Origin of the sequence: Wolbachia endosymbiont (group B) of Schoenobius gigantella, from assembly GCF_964031005.1 — a bacterium.
Classification (GTDB): Bacteria; Pseudomonadota; Alphaproteobacteria; order Rickettsiales; family Anaplasmataceae; genus Wolbachia; species Wolbachia pipientis.
In genome coordinates this window covers 571630-592534 of record NZ_OZ035002.1, presented here as the reverse complement: position 1 = coordinate 592534, position 20905 = coordinate 571630, and the positions used below count along the sequence as shown (strand labels likewise).

General features: G+C 34.5%; 16 protein-coding genes and 4 pseudogenes. 6 read left to right on the top strand and 14 right to left on the bottom strand.

Features of this window, described 5'->3' with window-relative positions; translation table 11 throughout:
* Window positions 1-42: 42 nt before the first annotated feature.
* The 5 genes and pseudogenes from rmuC to ACQH2O_RS02835 form a co-directional block, all read right to left on the bottom strand.
* Entirely contained in the window at window positions 43-1374 is a 1332-nt protein-coding gene (gene rmuC / locus ACQH2O_RS02855) for a DNA recombination protein RmuC (RefSeq protein WP_425385283.1), read from the bottom strand.
* Between the two features lie 284 nt (window positions 1375-1658).
* Window positions 1659-2491 (bottom strand): annotated as a pseudogene (locus ACQH2O_RS02850) (IS5 family transposase).
* 64 nt (window positions 2492-2555) lie between these two features.
* Window positions 2556-3447: pseudogene (locus tag ACQH2O_RS02845) on the bottom strand (IS3 family transposase); the annotation flags it as partial.
* A gap of 209 nt (window positions 3448-3656) precedes the next feature.
* On the bottom strand, window positions 3657-4586 hold the full coding sequence (locus tag ACQH2O_RS02840) for an AEC family transporter (protein WP_006279391.1): 930 nt from the start codon (window positions 4584-4586) through the stop codon (window positions 3657-3659).
* 304 nt (window positions 4587-4890) lie between these two features.
* A pseudogene (locus tag ACQH2O_RS02835) lies at window positions 4891-5033 on the bottom strand (N-acetyltransferase); the annotation flags it as partial.
* 16 nt (window positions 5034-5049) lie between these two features.
* Here ACQH2O_RS02835 and ACQH2O_RS02830 point away from each other — a divergent pair.
* A complete protein-coding gene (locus tag ACQH2O_RS02830; RefSeq protein ID WP_010962461.1) occupies window positions 5050-6213 on the top strand; it encodes a multidrug effflux MFS transporter in 1164 nt (387 codons plus the stop codon).
* A 27-nt stretch (window positions 6214-6240) separates the two neighbouring features.
* Here the strand turns inward: ACQH2O_RS02830 and prfA are convergent, their stop codons facing one another.
* Window positions 6241-7320 carry a peptide chain release factor 1 gene (gene prfA, locus ACQH2O_RS02825; protein WP_007548640.1) on the bottom strand — a complete coding sequence of 360 codons (1080 nt, stop codon included), beginning with the start codon at window positions 7318-7320 and terminating at the stop codon, window positions 6241-6243.
* Window positions 7321-7418: 98 nt separating this feature from the next.
* Here prfA and yihA point away from each other — a divergent pair, with 98 nt between their 5' ends.
* The 4 genes from yihA (at window position 7419) to ACQH2O_RS02805 (ending at window position 10521) form a co-directional block, all read left to right on the top strand.
* Entirely contained in the window at window positions 7419-8012 is a 594-nt protein-coding gene (gene yihA / locus ACQH2O_RS02820; RefSeq protein ID WP_010962460.1) for a ribosome biogenesis GTP-binding protein YihA/YsxC, read from the top strand.
* A gap of 4 nt (window positions 8013-8016) precedes the next feature.
* The gene (gene argB, locus ACQH2O_RS02815) at window positions 8017-8928 is read left to right on the top strand and encodes an acetylglutamate kinase (RefSeq protein ID WP_010962459.1); all 912 of its coding nucleotides are present in this window, start codon (window positions 8017-8019) and stop codon (window positions 8926-8928) included.
* A gap of 414 nt (window positions 8929-9342) precedes the next feature.
* On the top strand, window positions 9343-9804 hold the full coding sequence (gene dut, locus ACQH2O_RS02810; protein ID WP_425385282.1) for a dUTP diphosphatase: 462 nt from the start codon (window positions 9343-9345) through the stop codon (window positions 9802-9804).
* Window positions 9805-9867: 63 nt separating this feature from the next.
* The gene (locus ACQH2O_RS02805) at window positions 9868-10521 is read left to right on the top strand and encodes a hypothetical protein (protein WP_425385281.1); all 654 of its coding nucleotides are present in this window, start codon (window positions 9868-9870) and stop codon (window positions 10519-10521) included.
* A gap of 121 nt (window positions 10522-10642) precedes the next feature.
* Here ACQH2O_RS02805 and ACQH2O_RS02800 read toward each other — a convergent pair whose 3' ends face one another.
* From ACQH2O_RS02800 to yidC, 5 genes and pseudogenes are all read right to left on the bottom strand, one after another.
* Window positions 10643-10810 (bottom strand): hypothetical protein, encoded by a 168-nt coding sequence (locus ACQH2O_RS02800; RefSeq protein ID WP_167471207.1) that lies wholly within the window; start codon window positions 10808-10810, stop codon window positions 10643-10645.
* A gap of 32 nt (window positions 10811-10842) precedes the next feature.
* Window positions 10843-11783 (bottom strand): annotated as a pseudogene (locus ACQH2O_RS02795) (IS5 family transposase).
* A gap of 172 nt (window positions 11784-11955) precedes the next feature.
* A complete protein-coding gene (gene nusB, locus ACQH2O_RS02790) occupies window positions 11956-12438 on the bottom strand; it encodes a transcription antitermination factor NusB (protein ID WP_425385280.1) in 483 nt (160 codons plus the stop codon).
* On the bottom strand, window positions 12438-12866 hold the full coding sequence (locus ACQH2O_RS02785) for a 6,7-dimethyl-8-ribityllumazine synthase (protein WP_006279647.1): 429 nt from the start codon (window positions 12864-12866) through the stop codon (window positions 12438-12440). Before ACQH2O_RS02785 ends, nusB begins: the two co-directional genes overlap by 1 nt.
* On the bottom strand, window positions 12844-14553 hold the full coding sequence (gene yidC / locus ACQH2O_RS02780; protein ID WP_095742636.1) for a membrane protein insertase YidC: 1710 nt from the start codon (window positions 14551-14553) through the stop codon (window positions 12844-12846). The genes ACQH2O_RS02785 and yidC overlap by 23 nt, the downstream gene beginning before the upstream one ends.
* A 134-nt stretch (window positions 14554-14687) precedes the next feature.
* On the opposite strand from yidC, the gene ACQH2O_RS02775 reads away from it, so the two are divergent.
* Window positions 14688-15203, top strand: coding sequence for a TIGR02281 family clan AA aspartic protease (locus ACQH2O_RS02775; protein ID WP_006279648.1), 516 nt, complete (start codon window positions 14688-14690; stop codon window positions 15201-15203).
* 6 nt (window positions 15204-15209) lie between these two features.
* Here the strand turns inward: ACQH2O_RS02775 and secF are convergent, their stop codons facing one another.
* From secF to ACQH2O_RS02760, 3 genes are all read right to left on the bottom strand, one after another.
* Complete coding sequence (gene secF / locus ACQH2O_RS02770) at window positions 15210-16085, bottom strand: protein translocase subunit SecF (protein WP_010082185.1); 876 nt, start codon at window positions 16083-16085, stop codon at window positions 15210-15212.
* A gap of 200 nt (window positions 16086-16285) precedes the next feature.
* Window positions 16286-18523 (bottom strand): hypothetical protein, encoded by a 2238-nt coding sequence (locus ACQH2O_RS02765; protein ID WP_425385279.1) that lies wholly within the window; start codon window positions 18521-18523, stop codon window positions 16286-16288.
* Window positions 18524-18696: 173 nt separating this feature from the next.
* Window positions 18697-20823 carry a heme lyase CcmF/NrfE family subunit gene (locus ACQH2O_RS02760; protein WP_425385278.1) on the bottom strand — a complete coding sequence of 709 codons (2127 nt, stop codon included), beginning with the start codon at window positions 20821-20823 and terminating at the stop codon, window positions 18697-18699.
* Window positions 20824-20905: the final 82 nt, after the last annotated feature.

The window sequence follows — 20905 nt, the reverse complement described above, 5'->3', positions numbered from 1 at the left end:
TTTGGTTTGACACACTTTTTTGAACATTCCCTGTTAAGATGCCTAATCTACTTTCAGCTCCTCAGTATGTAAACTGCGTGGTAAAGACTCTAATTCCTTTGCAGCACTTAAACTTTTATTTTTTGCATGTATACCAAGCTTATTGAATTCTTGAGCAGCAGGAAACACCCTTGCTTCAAGAGAGCCAGCAGTTTTATTATAATGATCAACAGCACTTTTTAAGCTCCTGCGCAAATTATCAAAGTTTTCACCCATTGTGCAAATGCGCTCATATAAAATATGACCTAGTTCACTGATTTTCTTTGCGTTTTCAGCTATCATCTCTTGCTTCCATCCATACGCTATTGCTCTCAGCAACGCAATTAGAGTGATCGGTGTTGCAATGATCACTTTTTTTTCCACTCCAATCTCTATCAAAGCAGGCTCATATTCCAGTGCTGCGCTAAAAACCCCCTCCCCTGTTAAGAAAAGCACCACAAGTTCTGGCGTATTTTCAAATTGATTCCAATACTCTTTTTTACCCAAATCATTTATGTGTTTTTTTATTGCCAGGGAATGATTCTTTAATTTCTCCTTTTGTATTTGCAAATCATTTTGTGATATAGCATCCATGTAAGAATCAAGCGGCACTTTAGCATCTATTATTATTTGCTTTCCAGATGGCATTTTGATTATTAAATCAGGACGCAATAAATTATCCTCGTTTTTATCAACCACTGACGGCTGAGTAAAAAAATCGCAATATTCAATCATTCCCGCCATTTCTACCACCCTTTTGAGTTGCATTTCACCCCACTTTCCTCTGATGTGAGGCTTTCTCAAGGCATTAGCAAGGCTGGAAGTTTGGTTCATCAGCGCTCCAATTTGCTCCTTTAAACCTTCATAGGCCCCTACCCTCTCTTTTTCCAGCTCGCGTATTTCATTATCAAATTTTTCTAATTTTTCTTTTATTGGAGTTACAACTTCGTTGATCGTTGCTTGTCTTTTTTTGAAATCGCTTTCCGTTTCTTTTAATTTACTATCGATTACTTCCTTTGCTAAGTTCAGAAAATTATTGTTATTTGTCTGCAAAGCATCAAGAGAGAGCGCTTTAAAAGTGTTTGTTAATCTCTCCTCTGCTTTTGTTAGTAATTCTATTTCCTTTTTCTTTTCCTCACGTTCTTTTTGCAGAGTTACTTCAAGTTCTGCTTTTTTGACCCTTAAATCAACTATTTCTTCATTCTTCGTAAGCAAAGTTTGCTTTGTTTCTTGAAGTTCTTGCTCTAATTTACATAAATTACCCTCAAGGTTTGCTTTCTTTTCGCTCAGTTTTTTTACGATAATGTAGAAAAATAGTAATAGAGAGACAACCAGAGCTATAGAATTGAAAAGCATCAGAATAAAAAAGCTGTATTTACAATTCTATATGATTTTTGTGTGTATAAGAAAGAAAAAAGGAGCACCTAAAGAGGTGACCTTACCCAGAAAAAGTAGAGAGAAAGTTAAGACGTTTTTATCATGAGAATAAATTGTGCAGGAATGCAATAGTTAATAGTAGAATGTCTACGTTATTTGTTATAAAAGATTTCTATGTATTCAAATATGGTAGTTCTGGTTTGTTGAGCGAGAAGTATCAATAAGCAGCTCCCTTTTAAGAGGTTGTCCGGAAACTAGTAAATTCAAGCATATTCCCTCTTTAACATAACCCTACTCATAGCTAGGTATATGAAATTCTCAGTGGATGTTGTGAGTAAATCATACTCCTTCGATAGCCTTCTATTCCTATTAACCCAAGCAAAAGTCCTTTCTACAACCCATCTTCTTGGCTGTACTTTAAACCCTTGTTCTCTTGTTGGTAGTAGCTCAGGTGGCGTATCTTTGTGCACCCAAAATCTACATGGAGGCCTTTTAACAATTTCAATATCTATGTCATATTCTTCCTTTATGTGATTCTTTAAATTTCTTCCTTGGTATCCCATGTCAGCCCACATTTTTTTAACTTTAGTATATTTTGTTCTCATATTGTTTAATGCTATTTTAATACCATCTCTATCATTTTCGTTAGCAGCGCCTACGTAACAACCTAGTATAAAACCCTGAGTGTCTGTAATTATATGCCTTTTTCTACCCTTTACTTTTTTACTTCCATCATAGCCTTTGATCCCCCCTTTTCTGTAGTCTTTACAGATTGACTATCTACTATACAGGCACTCGGCTGCTCATTCCTTCCTATTTTTCTTCTACTATATTTTGTAATTTCATAATTCATTTTCTCAAAAATTCCCTGCTTCTTCCATTGCCTGAACTGCTCATACACAGTCTTCCATAGCGGAAAATCATTTGGTAAATACCGCCATTGACACCCTGTACGCAATACATAGAAAATTGCTTCTAATATTTCTCTTTTGCTATACTTTGGCGGCCTTCCTCCTTTCTTGTATGATACTCTGAAGTGTTTTTCTATTCTTGCCCATTCCCTTTCGCTTAGATCTGTTGGATACTTTTTTCTCATCTTTACCCCGTACTAAAATTTCAGATATTATAGCCTTTTACTTGTTTCCGGACAACCTCTAAGTGAACTTTTCTGCAACAGAGTTATCGTAACAACAGCCCTTATGGCTCATGCTGGAAATGATGTTTTTTGTATTCAATAGAAATTGGTAATTTTGAGAGGTATACTGTGACCCTTGATCGCTATGTAACAGCAGATTTTTATCGGGTTTGCGTTTATCAACGGCCATCAATAAAGAATCTATAACTAATTATCATGTTACTCATTAACCACCATGCGTGAATATAGGTCAATTATTGCCGCCAACAACCTTCTTTAGTTTTTATGTAGGTAATCCCAAACTTTATTTGGCTGATCAGTAGTAAAATTTTGATCCAATGTGTTCGGAGCCACAACTCGGTTGCTTATTTGCTGTTTTTTATTTTTGAACCTTCGTCTAAACTTGGCTTTAATGCCATTTTCTTGCATAACACTTTGTACTGTTTTAATTTTTGCCTAAAGCTTTTAATTCAGCGTGAATTTTAGGGGCTCCATATCTGCATTTAGAAGCTTGATGTATTTTTTGAATATCTGCTAGAAGCCCTTCTTTTGCTAATTCTTTACTGCTTTTTTCCTTAGCAACCCATACCACCAGTACAAAACCCTACATAGTTCCTGTGTTTTATAGCAATTTCTATATAAAAGAATACTTTACTCTTTTTCTTTGCCCAGGGCTTTTTTTAAGATGTCTCTTTCTCTTATTAGCTCTTTTTTTAGATCAAATCTTTCTTTGTCATAAGGAGCCTTTGCCTGGAAATGCGTATGCTACAGACATTTTTCCATTATATTTTCTTACTTAACATACTGCCATCTATACCTAGATCTTTTGCTATTTTTGTACTTGCTTGACCTGTTTCTTTAACCAGCTTAACAGCTTCTAATTTGAATTCTGCTGTATATTCTCTTCTATTTGTCATATTTTGAAAAAACGTTTTATTTTACTCCAAAAACGTCTTAACTTTCTCTCTACTTTTTCTGGGTAAGGTCAATTTACCGCCGCGGCGCTAACTAGTAGCGGGATGACGGGTTACCAAATTGTAGAAGTTGCTTTAGCTATAAATTCAAGTTTTATCAATGTCTTGTGTTGTTACCCAAATAATGGTTGTGCAAGCGCTTAATTTTTTGATCAAAAAGGAACAAGTTTAGTAAAAAATAATGATATTATTAGTGGAACATAAAACAGTCCCACTGCAGTACTGATTAGAAGCAACAGAGTAGCTTTATCTGGTTGATAATTCAAAATATTAGCAAGTATTATACTGGACCCAGAAACTGGAATAATAGCCAGCAACATCAGTGCTTTATATATGCTCTCATCGTATATACCTATAACATGCTTGTCTAAAAGGACAATTCCTAAAACAAACAGTGGCCAGAATACGTACTTTGCTGTAATAGTGATCAAAGCAAGCTTCCAATCTATTTTAAAGCTTGCAATATTCGCAATGCTCACTCCAAGTAGCACCATTCCTAATGTGACAAATGTACTTCTAATATTCATCATAACATCTGTTAAAAAAGTAGGTATTTGTATATCGTATATACTTAAAAAGAAGCCCAGAACCATCGCATAAAGCGAAGGAAGTTTGAACAACTTTAATATGCATTCTTTTGCGGTATAAATACCATTTGCAGCTATGTAAAATCCTAAGCTGTTTTCAAATAGCGCCATTCCTATATAACAAACAACATATACAGATACTGAATCTTCATCAAATAAAGCCATGGCAATCGGCAGGCCAAAATAACCCATACTTGTGCTGCCCGAGCTAAATGCTAATATGTTTCTTGTGTTATCCTTAAATAAAAAAGAAGAAAGATAATACACTGATAAGGACATAGTGCTACCTATAAACCATATCAAAATCGGCAGAGAAATTACTTTTAAGTTAACTTCTGTATGAGAGACTCCATATAAAATCACTATTGGATTAGCTATATAAAAAAGTATTTGAGATATAGTGTTTCTATCAATTTTAAGATATTTTCCTGCTAAGTAACCAATAAATATTGTAATATAAATAGGTAATATTTTGAGAAAAAGAGTAAGGAACATACTAGCCTATTGTAATATTTTTGATTGATAAAGTGACATTAGATCTTAAGGTGTTGTAAAAGTAAACAAAATTTATTTTCTAATTTATCCAGCTCATAGTTAATTAAATTAGTGCCAAAATTTGTTTTTACATAGGACTTAAGAATGACATTTGTATGATAAAATTATGTTAAGTTTCTGTAAAGCTTCTTGCATATTTTTGAATAATGACATATTTACTAAAAATTAAACTGCTTGTAGTAATTTAGACGGACTGTTGAAAAAGTAAGAGGAAATAAGTAAAGTTAGGACAGAGAGTAAGAGCTTTAACATAGTTGTCATATTTTTCTTTAATTAACCCTAGTGTCCAATTTATCCACCATTCCTTCACATGAGGTGTTTCTAACCATTTTAATAACAGTAAAAAATGTTTTCTTTCAACGCTTTAAATGTGATATTTTTATTCATTAATTAAAAATCTCAAATGTTACTACCATTTCTGTTAATCCTGTCTCTCATTGCCAAGTTCATTGAAATTGACATTTCCGTACCTAGTTTTCCTGATATGGTGCACTATTTTAACGTACCGGAAGGCATAATTCAATTAACTATTGCTTATAATTTCCTAGGCTTTTGCATAGGAGGGTTGTTTTTTGGTCCATTGTCTGAATGCTATGGCAGAAGGAGAATTATGATCATAGGTAACACTTTGTTATTAATCGGCGCTGTTGGTTGTGTTTTTGCACCGTCGATTTTTTGGCTTTTAATCTCTCGCTTTGTTCAGGGCATTGGTGTTAGCACATCTGTAGTTGTGTTTGCAATCGTTGCAGACAGCTACAAAGGCGACGAAGCGGTGAAATTTATTGGAATCATGAATTCTGTTCTTACAGTTGTCATGGCAATTGCGCCAGTGTTAGGCAGTTTCATCAATGAAATTGTAGGATGGCGTGGTAATTATGCAACTGTTGCAATACTTTGTTTGATCTCTTGGGTTTTGCTGCTTTTAGCGTTACCAGAAACAAAAAAGAACCGCGATATTTTCAGTTTGAAAAAAACGATGAAAGATTACAGAAAACTACTATCTAATCCGAGGTTTGTTACGTTGTCTTTGATGTCAAGCCTCTTTTCTGCTGCGTATATGTCATTCATTACTTGTGGACCTTTTCTGTATATGAAGACTTTTGGTTTATCTAGCACTATTTATGCACTACATCAAGGTGCAATAGTTGGGTGCTTCTCACTCATCAGTCTATTTGCTGGCAAAATCTTGCAGAAACTTGGAGCAATAAAGTGTGTAATTTCTGGTACGAGCGTGGGTGCTATTGGGTCTCTATTGCTTGTAATATTCAGTATAATTGTACCCCACTCTTTCTACTTAGTAACACTGTCTATGATTATTTTTTCTATCGGTTGTGCAATTTTCCAGCCAGTGATTTTTAATGCATCAATAAATGTTTTCCCTGAAATTAAAGGCACAGCTTCTTCTGCAGTCTCGTTCATTAGAGCTTTTATCATGGCTATTTTTATCGGCTTAACAAGCTACATTTACAATGGTCAAACAATTAGTGTAGCTGTTCTTGTTTTATCCGCGATAGTACTAGAACTTGTTTTTACTGTCTATCTATTGCGTTTAAAAGATCCTATGTAATTAATAAAGATATTCCATTGTAGGCTGCTAACTTTCCCCTGCCAATCTTTCTGCTTCATTACGTGAGATTAATGCCTCAATAAATTCATCTAGTTCGCCTTCTTTTATAATCTGCTCTAGCCGATGTGAAGTTAGATTAATTCTGTGGTCTGTTATTCTTGATTGTGGGAAATTATATGTTCTTATGCGCTCGGAACGATCACCAGAGCCAATCTGACTTTTCCTCATTGTTGACCTTTCCATTTCTTTTTTTTGTCTTTCAATTTCGTATAGCCTTGCCCTCAATACTTTGAGCGCTTTAGCTTTATTTTTATGCTGCGATTTTTCATCTTGCTGTATCACAACTATCCCTGTTGGCAAGTGGGTGACCCTTACTGCGCTGTCAGTTGTATTCACTGATTGCCCTCCAGGACCACTGGATCTATAAACATCTATTCGTAAGTCTTTTTCTTCTATTTTAAAGTCAACTTCTTCTACTTCAGGTAATATCGCAACAGTAGCGGCAGAGGTATGCAACCTTCCTGAAGATTCAGTTTCTGGCACTCTCTGTACTCTGTGCACTCCTGATTCAAATTTCAACCTTGCAAAAACTTCTGTTCCATTAATGAGTGCAGAAGCTTCCTTATATCCACCTATACCTGTATTAGAAATGCTTATTGGCTCGAACTTCCAATTTCTTCTTTCTGCATATTTTTGATACATACGAAATAACATTGCTGCAAATAATGCTGCTTCTTCTCCGCCTGTACCTGCTCTAATTTCTAATATTGCATTTCTTGAGTCATCTTCATCTTTGGGCAATAATGCTAACTTTAATTTTGCTTTTATTTTTGGTAATAATACCTTGTGCTTTTCGAAAAATTCTTCTTTTGCTAACTCTTTTATATCACCTTCGCTGTTTTCATCTTTCATTATTTCTTCTAAGTCTGAAATTTCCTCTTTCAGCGTGTTATATTCATCAATTATCTTGATTATTGGCCTGAGCTCAGAGTATTCCTTTGAAAGGGTAATGAATTCTTTTTGACTTAAATTGGTAGGATTTTCCAAATTCCTCTCTATATCATTAAATTTTTTCTTTAAGTCTTGTAAATTATTTTCCATATCCATATAGCACAGATCTAGCTAAGTAATATATACTGAAATAAAAAATTTCTTATATCAAGCAATAACACTATAATATACCTACTACCTTCTAGTTGAATATAATGGCAAAACAGATAACATCAAACTGCAATTTCATATTTGGAGCTTCGGATATAAAATCATTACCAAATGAGTCGGCTCCAGAGATTGCGTTTGCTGGTAGATCAAATGTAGGAAAATCCAGTCTGATCAACTTACTGATAAACAGCAAAAAAGCTGCCAGAGTTTCCTCTAAACCTGGATGCACTAGACAAATAAATTTTTACTCTATGTACGATGATAAGTTCAGACTTGTTGATCTACCAGGGTATGGCTACTCTCATGCAGGCAAGGAGGAAATTATACAATATTTAAACTTAATTGAGTATTATCTAATTCAAAGAGAAAATCTAAGAAGAGTGTTTGTGTTGATAGATAGCAAGGTAGGATTAAAAGAAATAGACAAAGACTTCATTTATTGGTTAATATATAATAACATTAACTTTAACATTGTGCTAACAAAAATAGATAAAGTAAGTCAAAAAAGCTTAGGTGCTGTTATAGAAGATATTCAAAAATGGATTAATAATGAGAATGTGTCAATTCATCAAATGAGCATCCGTGTTAAGCATAAAATAACCAAGGTAAGAGATGAGTTTTTCAAGTTTACAAGATAAAAAAATGAAGAGTAGTGAATTTTTAAAGGGTGAGGTATCATTTGAACAAAAAGCAGAAATATTACTTGAAGTGCTATCTAACATACCTAGCTTTGTAGGCGAGACTTTTGTCATTAAATGCGGTGGTACAATAATCTTAGATGAAACACTATTTAATACTTTTGTGCATAATGTTGTCTTGTTGAAACAGCTTGGTATAAATCCGGTAATAATTCATGACGGAGAATATGAAATTAACTCAGTGTTAAAAATGCTGGATATGAACAGTAAGTTTGTGAATGGTATCAGACTTACAGACAAAGACACTATGAAAATCATTGAAATGGCACTGTGTGGTTCAGTTAATAAAAAAATTGTTCAGTATATAAATTCTGCTGGTGGTTCAGCTATTGGATTATGTGGAAAAGATGGTAACTTAATTAAAGCCGAAAAAATAACCGCTACGCTTAGAGAAGATAGATCAAATAATATCGAAAAGATATTAGACATGGGGTTCATCGGTAGACCCACTGAAATCAATCCTGATATATTATTTTTTATTGAAGAATCAGATTTTATACCAGTTATTGCACCAATTGGTCATGGAAAAGATGGGGAAACATATCATATTGATGCCGATAGCACTGCAAGCGCAATCGCAATCGCAGTTTCTGCATCTAAAATGATAATCTTGAGTGACACAGATGAAGAAATAGATAAAATTGGTGGCAGGAAGATATCTGTTAAAAATTTAAATGCATCGATTGATTGTGGGAAAATTAAAGGGGAAAAATTTATTGAAAGGCTTATGGCATACGTTAAAATGGCGGAGGAATGTGCTGGAGTTGTTCACATAGTTGATGGTAGAATATCTAACATTATGCTTGATTTATTTACTGAGAGTAATTCAAGCATATCGATTGTGAGTGATTTATAGCTATACTGCTTGCAACTACACGAATACCAAGAGGGTGTCATTCAAGTAGCTGACACTGGAATGACAACAATCTACGTCATACCGCGATTCATTCGCGGTATCTCTAGATCCCGCTAACAAGTAGCGGGATGACGGTTGTCAGGGTGTCATCCCAGCGCCCTTATGATGTCATCCCAGTGCCCAGACACTGGGATCCAGAAGACTTAATTTCAACCAAGTGGCTGCATAATAAGGACTAGATTCCAGACTGGAATGACATCATAGAGGCACTGGGATGACAAAAAAAGGAGCACTGAACTTGTCAAGGAATTTTATGGCCTAGCGTCACGCGCTGGAATGACATCATTTACATTTATCACTTTTGCAGATACAATTTACATGCTATAATTGAGTCTTCATAGATGGTAAATTGGAGTGCAAAGAAGTAAAATTAAAGTAGAAATAAAAAGATTATCACACGGAGAAGACTTGTCTCTTCCATGTTATGCAACTACGCAGAGTGCTGGCATGGATCTTTATGCTGTATTGAATGATTCTGCTGTTTTAAATCCACTTGAAAGATTACTTGTTCCAACTGGAATTGTGATTGCAATACCAAACGGTTTTGAGGGGCAAATCCGCCCACGTTCTGGTCTTGCTGCAAAACATGGAATCACTGTCTTAAATTCTCCGGGCACTATAGACTCTGATTATCGAGGTGAAGTTAAAATTTGTCTAATTAATCTAAGTAATCAGCCATACGAAATAAAAAGAGGAGATAGAATCGCACAAATCCTTATTTCTCCTGTATCTCAGGTAATTTGGGATGACAGAGAAGAATTCTGCGCAGAAGAAACCGGTCGCAATGCAGGGGGCTTTGGCTCAAGCGGCAGGTAGCTTACGAAAAAGCTTGACTATGACAGTTTTTTTATTTAAGCATATTAATATTTGAGGTCGTTTATGCTAACTTTCAAAAATCACTGTGGTCAATTCCACAAAACAAATACTGCACTTGTTGCACTTACTTCTTTGTATGTCATAGGCGCAGCAGTAGCACTTTCAGCACCATATTGGGTGTCTTCAACTTGCACGCTTGCTCCACTTGCAGCTTTTGCAGCTACACCACTTGGAATCGGTATATTAGCAATTGTTGCTGTTGCACTGGTTAGTTCAGCAATGTACGCTATCAGCAAAAACAATGAAATATCTGAGTTGAGAGCTCCGAAGATTGTTGTTAATAACGATAGAAAAAACGGTAAAGAAACAGCATTGCTAGTAACAAAAGACACATTTAAGGAAATGGCAAGGAATAACCAAGTTAAAGATGAAGAAGGTAAGGTAGAAAAGGGTAAACATTATATAGCCTTCAGCTTAGAAGGCAAGAACTACCGTATTATTGTTGATATTAATCAGCTTACCAATACGCTAGGCAATACTTTACTCTTCGAGATAGGTTCACTAAAAGAGAAAAACGATGAAGGTAAGTTCGAGGCAGTAAATGAAACAAAGTGGAATAAAACATTAGGTTTAGACAAAGATGGTGCTAAAGGGGTTAACACTTATTTAGGCTCACTTATTGTTGAACAAGTTACTTCTCAACAACAGACAGTATAGCCAAGTGAAATAAAAGAGGTAGATTAAGTCTGCCTCTTTGTTTTTTTTGATTTTTAGTGTTACGCGCATAACTGCATGGATGTTGCGATTCTCAAGGCAACGTATCTGTTTAGATGCATGGCTAATGCTGAAACAAAAATTCCAGTGTTCCCTTTCTTGTCATCCCAGTGCTTGACACATAACTGTACAAACATTCATTTTTGAAGGTAAATTGCACAACAGATAATGTCATTCCAGTGCTCCCTTTCTTGTCATCCAAGTAGCTGACACTGGGATGGCTTTGTTGCATCACACTTTATGAGATGGTGATTTATGGTAAATTCATGTAACTATCTCAAATTTAGCCATACCAATATCAGTGAATTTATTAAGCAAATAGCATTTGATTAGCAGTTCTTTTTCTCGATTTATCTCAGATTTATTCCTAAAACTAAATCCGAATATTTGCTTTAATCTTGAGAAAAACCCTTCAATATAAGATCTTTTCCCATAATTTACTTCTTTTTTCCATTCTTTCATGCCATCTTCACCGTATAATTTTATTAACCTAATAGCAGCATTCCTGTCAGACATATAATCTATTTCTGGATGTTCTGCCGCATTGTTTATTGGTGGAATTTTTGTCTTTATATCATATTCGTTACACAACTTATAAAACTTGTGCCTATCACATGCCCTATCTGCATATAGTACTTTTATGACATACTGAAAATCGACTTCTTTTAGCAAATCACAAGCTCCATAGTGATCAGCCGTTACTGTATTTTACAGCTATGGCTTTTTTGCTGTTTGTATTCAACATTACATGCAATTTTCTTGTCTGTTCATAGCTGCGATACTTTCTATCTTCGCTATTTTCTTTGCTATGACCAGGAGTGTTGTTGTATATACTAATTCCTGTACTGTCTATAGCAATTTCGATATCTTCCATATTATTTTCTGCAATCATTGATCTTAATATTGAGTTTCTTAAACCTTCTTGATGATTGTGAATAGCTGATAACTTGCAAATTTTTCCCAATTTGCTCAAGGTATCCTGCTATAAACCCAACTGTTTGCCTCAGGCCTATTCTAAATAAACAAGTTATTATGTGCACCAAAATTACAACTTTATCGCTATAAATATTGTTGCCACCTGGTATTTTTGGACCATTCTCGTACCACTTTTCTATGGCTTCGTTGATATAATGAAAAATATTTCCTCTTTTTTCTAGAAATTTGTTATATTCGCTATGGTTACTGACCCTCATTTTTTGTGGCATATTTTTTCTTTCAAGGTTAAATGGCTATTTTATAATGAATTTTGTCAGTAGCCACCAGATTTTTTCAGTTGCTATGCAACAAAGCCATTCCAGTGTCAAGCACTGGGATCTGGTAGACAATGTTCATACAGCAGCTACTCGGATGACACCTTGTGCTTGCTGGCTATAATTGCTAAGGATTTTTATTTAATTTAACTGCATCTTTTGCCTTATCCAATAACCCATTAATAAAACCAATTTCGCTTGGTTTATCAAGTAAATCAGATGCAATGTTAGTATATTCATTAATGACAACTGGAACTGGCGTATCACAATTAGCTAACTCACATATTGCAACACGCAAAATAGATAAGCTTATAAGATTTAACCGTGAAAGGGACCAACTTGGGTGTAAATAAGACTCTATTATTTTATCATATTCTTCACTGCTTTTTATAACCTTATATAACAAGTTTTCTAAGAACTGATGTTCAAATTCTTCACATTCAAATATATCTTTCAACTTATTTATGTAGTCCTTAAGCTCACAACTTTCCAGTTTAAAAGTGCTTTTGTTGTAACCTACGAAAATATTTGAATAAGCAATTTGTACAGCAAGAAATCTTGCCGTGCTTCTTTTTATGCGCCACTTTTTATCTACTGGTTTTTCCTCCATTATTTTAATTTATTGTGTAAATCTATCATACGCAAAACAGTTGAGGCTGCATGGCCACCAACGTTCTTTTTGTTTTTATCAGCTCTAACTAGTGCTTTATCTTTGCTGTCAGCGGTAATTACACCCATACCAAGGGGTATTGCATAATGCATAACAACCTCATTTAAGCCTTCAATTACTCCTTTACAAACATATTGATAATGATCGGTTTCACCGCGAATTACGCACCCAAGAGCTAAATAACCATCATAATTAGTATGCCCACTCTTGACTGCAAAAAGAATTGTAGCTGGTATCTCAAATGTACCAGGAACCTCAACTACATCGTAACTGGCATTACTGCCTTTTAATTTATCAATTGCACCTTCAAGCAAAAGGTTCGCTATTTCAGTATAATAAATCGAATTAACTATTAGTATTCTCGACATTTACTACCACTTTTTTTGTTAAAAACAACTTTATTAATGACTGTTGAATTAGAGTTATAATATTACTAAATATCCAATATATTACCAGGCCGGCAGGAAAAGAAGAAAAAATAAAGACAGAAATGTAAGGTAAAAACTTCATAACATTTACTTGAATATCATCTTTACTGGTTTGATCTTTCTCACTTAGCTTCTGCTGAATTATCATGGTGGCACCGAAAATTATAGGTAAAATGCCTATAGAAATAGGAAAGTTATAATTAAACAACCCAAATAATGTAAAGATGTTCGTTGGGTCAGGAGCTGAAAGATCCTTAATCCATAAAAAAAAAGGAGCATGCCTCATCTCTATAGTAACAAATAATACTTTATATAGAGCAAAAAATACCGGTATTTGTATTAGCATGGGAAAAATGCTCGACATTGGATTTACGTTGTTTCTCTTAAACAATGCAATTGTCTCTTTATGCTGCTTTAAGCTGTCATTTTTATACAACTCTTTTATACGAGTTAATTCAGGCTGCAGGCTTTTTACCTTAAACATCGAAATATATGATCTATTAAATAAGGAAAGCATCAAAAGTTTGATTACTAAAGTCAGCAATAATATTGCTAAGCCAAAATTTTTTAAAACGAAGTTAAAATATTCAAGCAGTAAAAACACTGGTTTAGTTATAAAGTAAAGAACACCAAAATCTACAGCTTTATCAAACAGGGGTATATTGAGAGTGTCCTTATAAGAATCCAGTAAATTCAACTTTTTTGCTCCAGCAAAAAAATAATTCACATTAGAAACGCTTGCACCAGGAAGTATGCTCTTGTAAGGTTTGACAAAATCTACTTGGAATTTATCAGTATTATTAACGTTTGTGTGTTTAATGCTTACATTTATTTTATCAGATTTTTCAGGTATGATGGCTGTGAGCCAGTATTTATCAGCAAAACCAAACCAATTTTTTTCACTCGTGCTTGCTTTTATTAAATGTTTTTTGGAAATATCCTTATATGTCCACTCCTCTAGTTTATTATCAAATGCACCCAGTACTCCTTCATGGGATATCCAATAAGATTCGTTGATATTGTCACGTTTACGGTTAATTTTACCATAAGGAACCAAAACTACATTATCCTTTGTATTATTTTCAACAACTTGCTCAACTTTAAACATGTAATTATCGTCGAGGTTAATTTTCATTCTAAATAAAATGCCATTCTCATTGTCCCAAGATAAATTGACCTCTTTTTGATTAAGTTTATCTGCTCGCCAGACTGCTTTAGAATCTGGAACTTTAATCTTGTTACTCGGATCGAGCCACCCAAATTCTGCAAAATATACATCTTTTGATTCTGCAGGTGACAGTAACACCACTTGTGGAGAAGAAGAACTCGGTTCTAAGTGGTAATTAGTTAAAATTAAGTCATCAAACCTTGCACCTTTCAGAGAAATTGATCCTTTAATCATGTTATTGGTTAAACTAACCCTCTGTTCTCGAGTAGAATTAATAATTTCAGAACGATTTTGGTATATTATAGGAGCAAGGTCGTTAAAAGATTCGATATGTTCAATATTTTCAATCAATGGCTGGTTTTGGTTTGTACTAAAAAAATTATCATAAATAATACGCCAAGACACCATGATTAACATGGAAAGGATAGCTGCCAAAATTAAACTTTTTGCTTCTGACATGAAATTAAATCAAACATATCTTCTTAAAGTGTATACTAAATATTGTACTAAAACAATGAAATTTACTTATTTTTAATAATAACTTTTAACGCTGATCTTTAAAATTTATTTTAATAGCTTCAAATTTTAACAATATGAACGCGGTGAAAAATCTAGTTATTTGGTTGCTAATAATAGCCACTACTGCAATGCTTATTGATTCACAAAGGGACAAACTAAGCGACAGATTTCTCAGTACTTTTTTACCATATAAAGGAAGAATTCAAAATAGCGGTCAGAATAGTGGAAGTATTGAATTTACGAAGTCATATGATGGACACTTTTATATTCAGGCTCAAGTCAATGATCGCAATATAACGTTTTTGCTTGATACTGGAGCAACCGATATTGTTCTATCACAAAAAGACGCATTACATGTTGGTATTAACTTACAAAATGTTCAGGATTTTAAAATATATGAAACTGCGAAAGGTCAAATAAAAGCTGGAGTGGTTCAAATACCTCAAGTTAAAATAGGAAATTTTTTGATTAATGATGTACAGGCAAGCGTTAACACTCATTCTATGTCTCATTCACTACTTGGAATGAGCTTTTTAAGGTATTTTCATTTCACTATAAGAGATAATAAGTTGATATTATACCGCGACTAAACACTTCTACAATCTACTTATCAAAGCTCTGTAGGTCAATATAGGAGCAGAAATAAATATTGCAGAACAAGTGCCAATCAAAATACCAAAAAAAATGATCAAGCTGAAGTCTCTCACTGCATCTGTGCAGATTAATACCAAAGGAAGAGCAGCAAGAAGGGTTGTACCAGAAGTTAATATAGTGCGAAATAATGTAGCGTTGATACTTGCATCTACTACCTCACTCATCCGCCCACTTTTACCACTCCTGCGATACTCTCGAATCCGATCATATATAATTACTGAGTTATTGATTGAATAACCAATGACAGTAAGGAGAGCTGCAACTGATGAAATATTAAACTCAATGCCAGTTAGGCTAATAAAACCAACAGTTAAAATCACGTCATGAATCAGTGCTGTTATTCCACTGAATCCACATTGCCAATTAAATCTAAACCAAACGTAAAAAAATATTCCAACAATCGCGATCAACATGGATAACATTCCTTCAAATATTTGTGTTGAGCTTATTTGTGGGCCAACATAGTCTATTTTACGATAGCTTATTGAGCTCCCCAGCTTTTCTTCTAGTATGCTTTTTATCTTTTTGATTTTATCTTCATCTCCTTCATCTTTAAAACGCATGACTAAATTATCACCCGCTTTTGAACTCTGCACTGTAAAACCATTTTCTTTTAATGCATCGAGAATAGAGTGATTCTCATCTGAAGATTTTATCTCTATCAAAATTCCGCCTGCAAAGTCTATGCCTAAGTTCACTCCACGCAGCACAACAGTGAATATTGAAAAGATGATAAGAATAATGCTAATTAATGCAGTCAAATCCCTATATTTACTAAACTTGATATCGAGGTTGTCTGGAATGAGTCTAAGTGCCATGCTATTTACTTAAACTTGAATTTTATATACTTTTCAAAAAATTCACTAGTTTATTCTGTGATTGTTTGATTATGTCAATTTTTCCATCAGTTAATTCTTGTCTGTCAATTAAGTTCTATCTAGCTTGCATACTACCATTTTGAAGTACATTACAAAAGCGAAATACTGCCAATTTGGCCCATCATTTTATCTCTGCAAGCTTATCCCCCCCTTGCTATGTTAGCAACGCAACCTAAGCTAGGTTCCTTCATAGCAGTGTTAGGTACACTGCCATATCTTTCAAAACTTTCATGCTCTATAGCTTCCTCAACACTTTTTCCTCCTAAAAGACAGTTTTCCCCTAAACTTTTTCCCCTATTTTTTAACTCATTAAGCCTTGCTCTGTTTTCCCCATCAATCTCCACTTTTATTTTATTGCTGCCTTTCTCACTAGGACTTAGATAAATACTTATCTCTCCTACCTCAGTAGTAAAAGACATTTCAATACCACCTTTTGAGACATCCATGTAATTTCTTTTTCCCCCTATTTCTTCTACATTTTCAACTCTTACTATACTTTCTCCAATTTTGAGTATGCCAACTCTTAAATTTAAGTCTTTGGCTTTTTCATTGTTTAGGATTTCTGCAACTTCAACAATACTATCTTGCGAGTACTCTATACAAAAATATCTATTATCCTTGTCTACTCCTAATACATTTTGAGTCTGCTTGCTTTTGTTTACAATACTTTCATATGCTAAACCTTTTAGCTTGCTTTCAATTTCCTTACATTTCTCAGAAAGACCATCATCAAATCCATTACAAGTAACTATCTGCTCAAACTCATTCCCATCGAAAAAATTATGGCGTTTTACTTTCCCACCTTCTAACAATAAATTACTAACAATGCTTTTGATAATGTCCTCTTCGGACACTTCATTTTTTTTGTTACAGTTTTGATCTTCACTTTCTTTATTACAGTTTTGATCTTCACTTTCTTTGTTACAGTTTTGACCTTTACTTTCTTTGTTACAGTTTTGACCTTTACTTTCTTTGTTACAGTTTTTATCTTTACTTTGATAGGGAAAGTTATCAAATACAAAAGTGTTACTTCTGTTACTTATATGACTACCACTAGTAAGATCTTTTATTTCTTCAAATACTGTATTTGTTACAGTTTTGTTACAACAACTACATTTTAAATTTAACATTACTTCTTTTTCTAAGTATTTAGCTACTATGCACTTAATACTTTCTGGAGTATTTTTTATATCTTTTTGTTCATTTTGTTCTGTTATACCTCTCACCTCCCCACAGCATTTATCAATCAGATCCTGTTTACTTTGAGTTAACGACATTTTTAGTTTCATAAAAAGTGAGTCTTTTAGAAAAGGATTATCATCTTCTAGGTCCCGATCATTTTCTGAATCCAAATCATCTGTTAACTCCATTGAATCAAGATTACCTGAACTATAGTACGAACCCTTTTTTGAGTCCGAACTATCTTCTGAGTTCCCATCACTATCTGACCAATTGTCAACTTTCGGAAATTCTGAGCTTTTCTGTTCACCTTCAAAAGTCTGATTACTACCACCAGCGCCCTTTGTCAAATTTTCTTTATTTTCACAAGAACCACCTAAAGAATAGCCTTGACCCTCTTCTTGATCTGAAGCACTTAATTTACTATAAGTTGCTTGACTATAACCATTGAAGTTATAACCTAAACCATTACTACCATGCTGTAAAGGATCGCTTTCAAAAGTTTGTGGATTATCACTTTCACCTAACAAACCACCATTTGTTGGATTACATACATTTTCTGTATATTTTTGATTATTTTGTGCTTCTATTTTCCTCTTCTTGTACAACGGTTCAAACTGATCAATTTCAATCGATCGTACTCGTTTCCTTGAAGGAAAGTCCTCTGGAATCTGATCCTCATCGTCAGAATTGTGACCTGAATCACAAATTACATGATCATTGCAGGTAGAATTATGCTCTTGACTAATCAAGGAAAGCTGAATTAGATTGCTAAAAACAATATTATCTAGCTGTACTGAATCAGTACTTTCAAAAATTTGTGGATTATTACTCACGTCTGGCAAATCACCTGATAAACCAGTCTGATGATTATTTTCACCTACCCAACCATCAGTTGGTGTTGGAATGCATATTCCTGTATATCTTTGGCTATCAAGAGAATCATTAGTTAATTGTACTGCTGTATAAGTTGTCCGGTCATCCTCATCATCGGAACTAATACCTGAATCATGGCCATCACCTTCTTCAATCTTTTGAGTTTCTATATCGTGTTCATTTATTTCGCTCGACGAATCATAGTTGGAAGGGTTATACTGTTGATTAGGACGTTTAAAAATTTGACGCCAATCGCTGTAAGGCTCCTTAAAATCGAAAGGAGTGCGTATAACTTTTTCCTTGCCTGATACCCCACCATTCATATTGTATAACCATTACTCACTAATCCCTTAGTGAATATCGTAATATATAGGTCTGTCAATAAAAAAATATAACTTTCTTTGGTTCTAACCTTTGCAAATCAGTATCTATAGCTCGGTAATTTCTCATACGTTGCACTCTGGACCTAGGAGCGTTGTTAATAAATCCACGACAGCTAGACAATCCTTGCTCGTCCACTAAAAGGAAAAGCAGCAAGGAGCGAACCAAAAGCGATAAGAAAGGATCCAAGCCAGATTATAGACATTCCAGGTTTATAGTGCACTTTGGCTGCGATTTTGCTCTTACTCTTATCAATCTCTCCAATTACAACATAAATATCAGAAAGCAAATTGTGGTAGATACTGCTTTCAACATTTTTCTGACCTTCCGCAAGGTAAAATCTATATTCAGGAGTTACTTCACCTAATATCTTATTATTCAGCAAATTCCTGATATCCATTGTACCCCTCACTGCATGGAAATTTTTTTCTTTTATTAGCTCAATATTGCGTAAAGTAACTTTAAATTTATTGACTGTTATGCTATCCCCTATTTTTAAGTAATTTTCTTTTTTCTCCTGCCAACCAACTGAATAAGCTATACCAAGCACTAGAATTGCCACTCCAGCATGAGCAAGCATCATTGCATAGTAGGACTTAGAAACTCTTCTTGCTAATAAAATTGATTCACCAAATGCTACCTTAAATAAACGAATTCTTTTACTGTATGCTTCTAAAACAAAGATTAATAATGCTATGGAGATAGTAATTGATAGCACAATTATTAGCTCCATGTGAAAGATAAACGGCAAAATAGCTGCAGCACTGCAGAATGAAAATCTATATTCACGGAATATTGGCAATAGACTATTTCCCTGCCAACTGCAGTATTGCCCGATCATGGTGAGCACTAGAATAGCTAGTGCAATAGAGTTAAATAAAGAATTGTAATATGGTGCTCCAACTGAAATTAATTCACCGGTTAAATACTCAAGCACTGTAGGGTATAAAGTGCCAACGAACACGATGAAAAAGGCAGTGATGAATAATAAATTGTTCATCAGTATCATCGTAAAGCGTGAAAAGAATCTTCTACCCTCTGTCACTTGAGTAGCAAGTTTCTTTCTGGATTCCAGTGTCAAGCATTGGAATGACATCGCAGGCGTGTGATTTTTTCTCGTAAATACTACAAATATTACTAAGCTACTGACTGTAATTACACCAAGTAGAGCTAATATATATAGTCCATATCTTGGGTCATCTGCAAACGTGTGCACTGAGGTAAGTATTCCTGAGCGGACTAGAAATGTTCCAGTCACACTCAATATAAAAGTTGTAAGCGTAAGTAAAATAGCAAAGTTCCTTAAAACATTGAAATTCCGTACCACGAGCAACAAATGTGTCAGCGCTACTGCAATTAGCCACGGCATCAAAGAAACGTTTTCCACTGGATCCCAAAACCAAAATCCACCCCACCCAAGTTCGCGATATGCCCACCAGCTACCCAAGCTGATGCCCAAAGTGAGCAGCGACCAAGAAATAAGTACCCAAGGCCTGACAATTTTAGCCCAAACATTTCCTTCAGTATTTAAAATTAATCCAGCTATAGAGAGCGAAAAAGGAACGCTAAATCCAAGGTACCCCAAATATAATATCGGTGGATGAATAGCAAGGCCTATATCCTGCAATATCGGATTAAAACCTAATCCATCTGTTTCAATGCCTGGCATTTTAGTGAAGGGGCTGGATTCAATTAAAGTGAACAGCAAAAAACAAAAGCAAATCAGCCCATGAGTGATAAGAGATATTTTTTTTAATTTACTACCATTAGTTCGTTCTGGTGTCATTCCAGTGCTTGACACTGGAATCCAGTTTTTATTACACTGCCATTTGATGTACTCATTTGCAATTAAATTGTCTGGATCCCAGTGCCCAGACACTGGGATGACAGAAGAAGAGACTGGGATGACAGAGGGGGAAACTGGGATGACAGAAGGTATATAAATATCCATTAGTAATAAATACATGACAAGCACTAAGGTCCAAAGCAACATGGACCCTTCTTTGTTTCCCCAAACACCACAAATCTTGTAGATCAAAGGTTTTGTTGTGTGTGAGTGGTAGTATACGTTTTCAAGTGAAAAATCATTTGTAATGTGGCAGTAGATCAAAATAGCCATTGACGCTGATACACAAAAAAATATGGCAGTGGTAATAAACCGACAAGAACTAAGCGGTAAAAACAAATATGTCAAAGACAATAAGCAGGCTAGCAATAGCAATATATTCCCAAGTTCAGGCATAAAAAATTATAGTTTTTATATAAACAATATTACTGATGACAAGTTAGAAGTTAAAGTGTTAATTGATGCTAGCATAATGCTC